8 protein-coding genes are annotated in these 6341 nt (G+C 48.6%); all 8 read left to right on the top strand.

Annotation, left to right across the window (positions count from 1 at the left end; all coding sequences use genetic code 11):
* Positions 1 to 214: 214 nt before the first annotated feature.
* The 8 genes from H6F93_RS24630 to H6F93_RS24595 all read left to right on the top strand — a co-directional run bounded on the left by H6F93_RS24630 (position 215) and on the right by H6F93_RS24595 (position 6257).
* The gene (locus H6F93_RS24630; RefSeq protein ID WP_190686638.1) at positions 215 to 571 is read left to right on the top strand and encodes an AraC family transcriptional regulator; all 357 of its coding nucleotides are present in this window, start codon (positions 215 to 217) and stop codon (positions 569 to 571) included.
* Between the two features lie 30 nt (positions 572 to 601).
* Complete coding sequence (locus H6F93_RS24625; RefSeq protein ID WP_190686636.1) at positions 602 to 1537, top strand: CPBP family intramembrane glutamic endopeptidase; 936 nt, start codon at positions 602 to 604, stop codon at positions 1535 to 1537.
* A gap of 76 nt (positions 1538 to 1613) precedes the next feature.
* On the top strand, positions 1614 to 2369 hold the full coding sequence (locus H6F93_RS24620; RefSeq protein WP_190686633.1) for an SDR family oxidoreductase: 756 nt from the start codon (positions 1614 to 1616) through the stop codon (positions 2367 to 2369).
* Between the two features lie 82 nt (positions 2370 to 2451).
* Positions 2452 to 3255: an SDR family oxidoreductase gene (locus tag H6F93_RS24615; RefSeq protein ID WP_190686630.1), complete on the top strand. Its 804-nt coding sequence runs from the start codon at positions 2452 to 2454 to the stop codon at positions 3253 to 3255.
* 424 nt (positions 3256 to 3679) lie between these two features.
* Complete coding sequence (locus H6F93_RS24610) at positions 3680 to 4471, top strand: CPBP family intramembrane glutamic endopeptidase (RefSeq protein ID WP_190686628.1); 792 nt, start codon at positions 3680 to 3682, stop codon at positions 4469 to 4471.
* Positions 4472 to 4542: 71 nt separating this feature from the next.
* The gene (locus tag H6F93_RS24605; protein WP_190686625.1) at positions 4543 to 4749 is read left to right on the top strand and encodes an SDR family NAD(P)-dependent oxidoreductase; all 207 of its coding nucleotides are present in this window, start codon (positions 4543 to 4545) and stop codon (positions 4747 to 4749) included.
* 86 nt (positions 4750 to 4835) lie between these two features.
* Positions 4836 to 5429: an ester cyclase gene (locus H6F93_RS24600; RefSeq protein WP_190686622.1), complete on the top strand. Its 594-nt coding sequence runs from the start codon at positions 4836 to 4838 to the stop codon at positions 5427 to 5429.
* A 159-nt stretch (positions 5430 to 5588) separates the two neighbouring features.
* A complete protein-coding gene (locus H6F93_RS24595) occupies positions 5589 to 6257 on the top strand; it encodes an NAD(P)H-dependent oxidoreductase (RefSeq protein WP_190686617.1) in 669 nt (222 codons plus the stop codon).
* The last annotated feature ends 84 nt before the right edge of the window (positions 6258 to 6341 follow it).

The following is a 6341-nucleotide window of genomic DNA, read 5'->3' as shown; positions in this document are numbered from 1 at the left end:
AATAGAGAGTGGAGTAACGACTGCTCCAGCCCTATTTATCAATAACATTCAATATACCGGACGCTGGAAAATAACAGAGTTGATGGCTGCCATTGTCGCTGCAAGTCACTAAGCTCTATTCATATCTGACTTGTTTGTGAGTGCTAGTAAGTGATCGAATGCGCGATCGCTAGCTTTTGCCTGTTTTGTTGAACAACTTGCCAATTTTTGAACCATGCTAACAACTACAACGTTAACTACTAAATTCAAGAACAAAGGCTTAACGCGCACTCAGTTGCAACAAGTACTCGACTACATTCATACTCACCTCGATCGAGACTTGTCACTAGCTGAACTTGCAGAGACTCTTAATCTTAGCCCGACTTACTTTGCCACCGCATTCAAACAAGCGATCGAGGTTTCTCCACACCAGTACGTGATTCAACAGCGGGTGGAACGAGCAAAATTGATGCTGTCAAAAACAGATTTGGCGATCTCCGACATTGCTTTACAAGTTGGTTTCTCCAGTCAAAGTCATCTGACCCAACAGTTTAAGCGAATCACTGGAATGACCCCAAAACAGATTCGCTAACTCTATGACGCACGAGTCAAGGAGACAAAGATGAAGTTCAAAGCAATCACAGGAAAGCAGGGAAGCGGAACGGACGTGAAAGACGCGACTTACGTGGAGGCTGCGAGGTGGGGTAAGCATCGGGGGTGGCGGTATGTTCTGGGACTGGTGGTCATCCTCTTTGCGTGGCTGGTGGTCGGGACTGGTGCTGGCGTACTCGTCGCATTCGCGCTCAGCGGACAGCCGGATTACACCGTGCTTGATCCTTTCGGGAAGTTCCTGTTTGTTATGGTAGGTTTCGCGTTTTTCCTCGTGGGGGTTCTCATTGCCGTTACCCGTATCCACCGCCGCTACCCCCGGACGCTCGTCACGGCGCGGGAGAAGATAAGCTGGCGTCGCGTCGGTCAGGGGTTTGTGGCGTGGTTCGTTCCAGTGTGTCTGATAGGCGGGCTGGGACAATACCTTCTTTACCCCGACACCTTTTCCTTCAACTCCGACCTCGCGTCGTTCGCGCTCTTCGTGCCGCTGGCACTGGTCCTCATCGCGATCCAGACGACTACCGAGGAGCTTTTCTTTCGCGGATACGTTGTGCAGGGCGCGAGCATGATCTCGACCAACCGCGTTTTTCTGGCGCTCGTGGCAGCCGTGGCATTCACCCTGCCGCACCTCGCCAACCCGGAGGCGATCTCAGGTGGCTGGCTCACGGTCTTTTTCAACTACTTCCTCGTTCCGGGTCTGTTGTGGACCGTGGTCTCGTTGATTGACGGAACCACTGAACTCGCCATCGGCGTACACTTCGCGAACAACATCGGCGGCATACTCCTGATCAACGCACCTGGAACCGCCGTGACCACGCCAGCTCTGTTCACAGTCAGCGAGTTCCGCGCGACCTACGCGGCGCTATCGACGCTGGTGATAATCCCCATATTCCTGGCGATCGCCTACAAGGTGTTCAAACGTGATAAGGCATCTGAACCCGTTTCCTAGAGCGATCGGATTGGTCGTCGGTGATCTCGTCAGTTCGTTGCTGAAGGTCAATCTTAATTGAAACAGGAGAAACAGAATGATACTGCAAGATAAAGTGGCGTTAGTGACTGGTGGCACATCGGGAATTGGCAGAGCAACCGCGATCGCATTCGGTGCTGCTGGAGCAAAGGTAGTATTCTCAGGCAGACGCGACGCAGAAGGTGAAAAAACCGCCCAACTGATTCGCGAAACCGGCGCTGAATGCTTATACGTTCATTCAGACGCCTCGAATGAGGAAGACATCAAAGCATTAGTGCAAAAGACAGTCGCAACCTATGGACGACTCGACTGTGCTTTCAATAATGCAGGCGTTGAGTCACCCGGAAAACCGCTACACGAGCAATCGATCGAAGAGTTTGATAACCTCATGGCGATTAACGTGCGAGGAGTATTTCTATGTATGAAATACGAAATTCAGCAAATGCTGACTCAAGGATCGGGCGCGATTGTTAATAACTCCTCAATTGTAGGGTTGATTAGTTTTCCAGGGGTATCTCCTTACGTTGCAAGTAAACATGCCGTTATGGGGTTAACGCGATCAGCAGCACTTGACTATGCCAAGCAGGGCATTCGGGTTAATGCGGTTAACCCTGGTTTTATTGTGACTGAAATGATTGATCGTAGCGTTGCTCGGATGAGCATCACGGCTGACGATTTTGCAGCGATGGTACCAATGGGTCGCATTGCTCAAGCAGAAGAAGTCGCTCAAGCGGTTGTTTTTCTCTGCTCTGATGCTGCTAGCTATATTACGGGACAACCTTTGACGATCGACGGCGGAGTCACAGTGAGTTAATTTTTGATTTTTGATGGTGGACTCACAGTGAACCGATCCATTTCAAGAGAGAACAACCGGACTTGATTTTAGGAGAAATAGAATGATACTGCAAGATAAAGTGGCATTAGTGACGGGAGGTGCATCGGGAATTGGTCGAGCAACTGCGACCCTTGCGGTATCTGTGGAGCAGCACGCATTCGGTGCTGCTGGAGCCAAAGTGGTCTTCTCGGACATACGCGGTGTAGAAGGTGAAGAAACTGCTGATTTGATTCGCGAGACTGGGGCGGAGTGCTTGTTCGTGAAATCAGATGTATCGAGTGAGGCGGATGTCCGGGAATTGGTGCAGAAAGCGACCCTTGCGGTATCTGCGAAGCAGCGCGCAACCTACGGCAAACTCGATTGTGCCTTTAACAATGCTGGAATTGATCTCGTTGTTACACCGTTGCATGAACAATTGATCGAGGATTTTGACCAGATCATGTCGATCAATGCACGAGGGCTATTTCTCTGTATGAAATACGAAATTCAGCAGATGTTAATCCAAGGCGCAGGCGCGATCGTGAACAACTCGTCAACGAATGGTCTTGTTGCGCTTCCGGGGATCTCTCCTTACGTTGCTAGTAAACATGCAGTAATGGGGCTGACGCGATTGGCTGCCCTCGATTATGCCAAACAGGGCATTCGGATCAATGCCGTCAATCCTGGTCCGATTGCGACTGACCTCATGGCTCGTAGCGCTGACCAGATGGGCATCACGTTCGATGATCTCGGATCTATGGTTTCAATGGGTCGGATCGGTCAGGCAACGGAAATTGCTCAAGCGGTTGTGTTTCTCTGCTCTGATGCTGCTAGCTATATCACTGGGCAACCCTTAGCGATCGATGGCGGATACACGGCGAACTGATCAAAACTCACAAGTTTGCTACCTGTGAGCGGAACGTAGAGCAATGTGTGCCTGAATCAGCAGATTAAACCAATTAAGGAGAATCACAGACATGACTATCACTCGACTAAAGCGCTCTCAAAGCCTCCAGCGGATACAACGCCAATTTGGATAGCGAGCAATCTGGAACACTAGAAATGTGCAAAAACAACGCGATTCAACAGCAATATGCGTGTACGAAACGCTAGTTCAACTTTATCGACTATGAAGCCGATTACGTGCAAAGCGGAACTCCGTGCGTAACCGCAACCTGCGGCAAACTTAATTGTGCCTTCAACAAAACAAACTCATCAGGATATTTTCACCGCTCGATTAGATACAGTTGTCATTCTCTATCTTGGCATTGTGTCTACCCAGTATTTTGATGTCTCTAGAGATGAACCCAATGTCAATTCTGAAACAATTCGGGATCTTATTTGTATTGGGCAGTGTGGGAATTGTGATGTACCCGATCACGGCTATTCCTTTAGTCGAGCAACAGTTGGCGAAACTGTCTCCAGAAATGCTGGCAAACGTTCCACCACTGTGGGTTTTAATGCTGCTGCAAGCACTACAGCTTACAGTTCTACTGGCAATCAGCATTCTGATCGGAATTGGCTGTGCCTATCGCGTTGGATTACGCTCATATTTGATTGACTACTGGGTACTTCATACCCCTAAGATTCCATTTTCTGTCATTGAGATGAAATGGAGCTTAGGTGTAGGTGCAGCGACGACGGTCGTTCTCCTGTTGCTCGATCGGTTCATGAAACCTGCTCTACCTGAAGCGCTACAGGCATCCAATAACACAGAACCGAATTGGCTGAGTTCACTTACAGCAATGCTTTATGGCGGCATCACTGAGGAAATTCTGATGCGCTGGGGTTTAATGTCGCTGCTTGTTTGGATAGCGTGGAAGGTTTTAAAACAAGGCATTACGTTGCCAAGCCAAGGAATATACCAAGGTGCGATTGTGATAGTAGCGCTAGTATTTGGACTTTTACACCTACCCGCAACTGCCGCGATAGTTCCACTCACTCCGCTTGTAATTATCCGAGCGATATTACTCAATGGGATTGCTGGCATTGCTTTTGGTTGGCTCTTTTGGCAATACTCGCTTGAGGCTGCGATGTTATCCCATGTCAGCTTTCATGCCTTTTCCTTTGCTCTTAGCCTTTTGCTGGCAAGATTTGTCTAAGCTTTTTTCTAAAGCTATTGCACGATTATTTCAAGAGAGAACAACCAGACTTAGATTTTAGGAGAAATAGAATGATACCTCAAGATAAAGTGGCGTTAGTCACTGGTGGCACAACAGGTATTGGCAGAGCAACCGCGACCCTTGCGGTATCTGCGAAGCAGCGCGCGCTCGGTGCTGCTGGAGCAAAAGTCGTGTTCTCCAGTAGACACGGCGCAGAAGGTGAAAAAACCGCCCAGCTGATTTGCGAAACAGGCGCTGAATGCTTATACGTCCATTGAAACAAGTTCACTAACATCACAAGAATCTGAAAGCAATCAAGCATTGGAACTCAAGACACTTTATATAGAACCAGGAGTATTTAATCATGGTCAACGAGCAAACTGTAGACGGACAAGCAAATTTACAAGCAACTACCAATTTGACACCAGCCCAGGAGTCTTTGCAAGCACTTTGGGAAGAGCATTTACAGCACGAGTTTGGCACTCACAGTACTGAAGATGCCCTCGCTACGATGGTTGAAGATGCTTACGTTAACCACATCCCGGTAATGACTGGGGGAGTCAGGAAACCAGTACTGCGCGAGTTTTATTCCAAATACCTCATTCCACAGATGCCGCCGGACATGAAGTTGATCCCAATCTCGCGCACGATCGGAACGGATCAACTCGTCGATGAAATGGTGGCTAAGTTCACTCATACGATCCAGATTGACTGGATGCTACCTGGCGTTGCTCCCACCGGGAAATGGGTTGAAGTGCCAGTAGTTGCGATTATTCGGTTTCGTGACGGCAAGATAGCCCACGAACACATTTACTGGGATCAGGCAAGTGTATTGATTCAACTTGGCTTGCTCGATCCGGGTACACTTCCCGTCGTGGGCGTTGACAGTGCGCGTAAGGTACTTGATCCGAGCTTGCCCTCAAACGCACTGATCGATCGCTGGCACGATCGCGACTAAGTGTAGGAGCCAGCAAATATCAATGCCTAAACCCGCCATTTTGCAACCAGGATCGCAACTCGCCTGACCCAGCCACGTTCTATACCCGTGGTGAAAAAGGCTATCTGGATTATCCAGCCCTAGCAAAAGTTTAGAAACTTAGAAAAGGAAACAACTCACATGAAAGTTTTGATTGTTCTTGCACACCCAGAGTCGAAAAGCTTTAACGGAGCAATGTTTCAGACAGCAATTGACACGTTCAAAGACTCTGGGCATGATGTTCAATATTCAGATCTCCATACCATGAGATTTGACCCTGTATCCGATCGCCGCAACTTTACGTTTGTCAAAGATCCTGATTACTTTAAGCAGCAACTTGAAGAGATGTATGCAACTGAAGTTGGAGGATTCATTCCAGAAATTGAAGCTGAGATCCAAAAACTGGAATGGTGCGATCTGATGATTTGGCAATTCCCTTTGTGGTGGTTCAGTGTCCCTGCAATTTTGAAGGGGTGGGTCGATCGCGTCTTTGTTATGGAGCGTGTTTACGGTAATGGACATATTTATGAAACGGGCAGATTTCGAGGTAAGCAAGCAATGCTCTCGTTAACCACAGGTAGCACAGAAGAGGACTATCTTGCAGGCGGTTTTAACGGTGATATCCATGCTATTCTGCGCCCAATTCAGCGAGGGATGCTGCAATTCGTTGGTTTTGACGTTCTTGCTCCGCAGATTGTTTATGCCCCCGTTCGCCAAACAGATGCAGTTCGTCAACGTATCTTAAATGATTTTTCGCAACGATTGCGAACCATTGAACGTGAGTTGCCGATCGCCGTAGGTCAGTATTGATCGGCATGGAACTGGCGGGACTGAATTTATGGGGCACGCAGCCAGGATCGTACTCATCCTGGTTGTAGGAGGCGCTTCTTATTG

The organism is Leptolyngbya sp. FACHB-671 (genome assembly GCF_014695745.1).
Taxonomy (GTDB): Bacteria; Cyanobacteriota; Cyanobacteriia; order Elainellales; family Elainellaceae; genus JAAUTN01.
The sequence above is the reverse complement of the archived record's forward strand: the minus strand, read 5'-3'. Positions and strand labels throughout refer to the sequence as shown.

Excerpts from the sequence above, each read along its gene's own strand:
- H6F93_RS24630 (WP_190686638.1), top strand. The coding sequence starts at position 215 with ATGCTAACAACTACAACGTTAACTACTAAATTCAAGAACAAAGGCTTA.
- H6F93_RS24625 (WP_190686636.1), top strand. The coding sequence starts at position 602 with ATGAAGTTCAAAGCAATCACAGGAAAGCAGGGAAGCGGAACGGACGTG.
- H6F93_RS24620 (WP_190686633.1), top strand. The coding sequence starts at position 1,614 with ATGATACTGCAAGATAAAGTGGCGTTAGTGACTGGTGGCACATCGGGA.
- H6F93_RS24615 (WP_190686630.1), top strand. The coding sequence starts at position 2,452 with ATGATACTGCAAGATAAAGTGGCATTAGTGACGGGAGGTGCATCGGGA.
- H6F93_RS24610 (WP_190686628.1), top strand. The coding sequence starts at position 3,680 with ATGTCAATTCTGAAACAATTCGGGATCTTATTTGTATTGGGCAGTGTG.
- H6F93_RS24605 (WP_190686625.1), top strand. The coding sequence starts at position 4,543 with ATGATACCTCAAGATAAAGTGGCGTTAGTCACTGGTGGCACAACAGGT.
- H6F93_RS24600 (WP_190686622.1), top strand. The coding sequence starts at position 4,836 with ATGGTCAACGAGCAAACTGTAGACGGACAAGCAAATTTACAAGCAACT.
- H6F93_RS24595 (WP_190686617.1), top strand. The coding sequence starts at position 5,589 with ATGAAAGTTTTGATTGTTCTTGCACACCCAGAGTCGAAAAGCTTTAAC.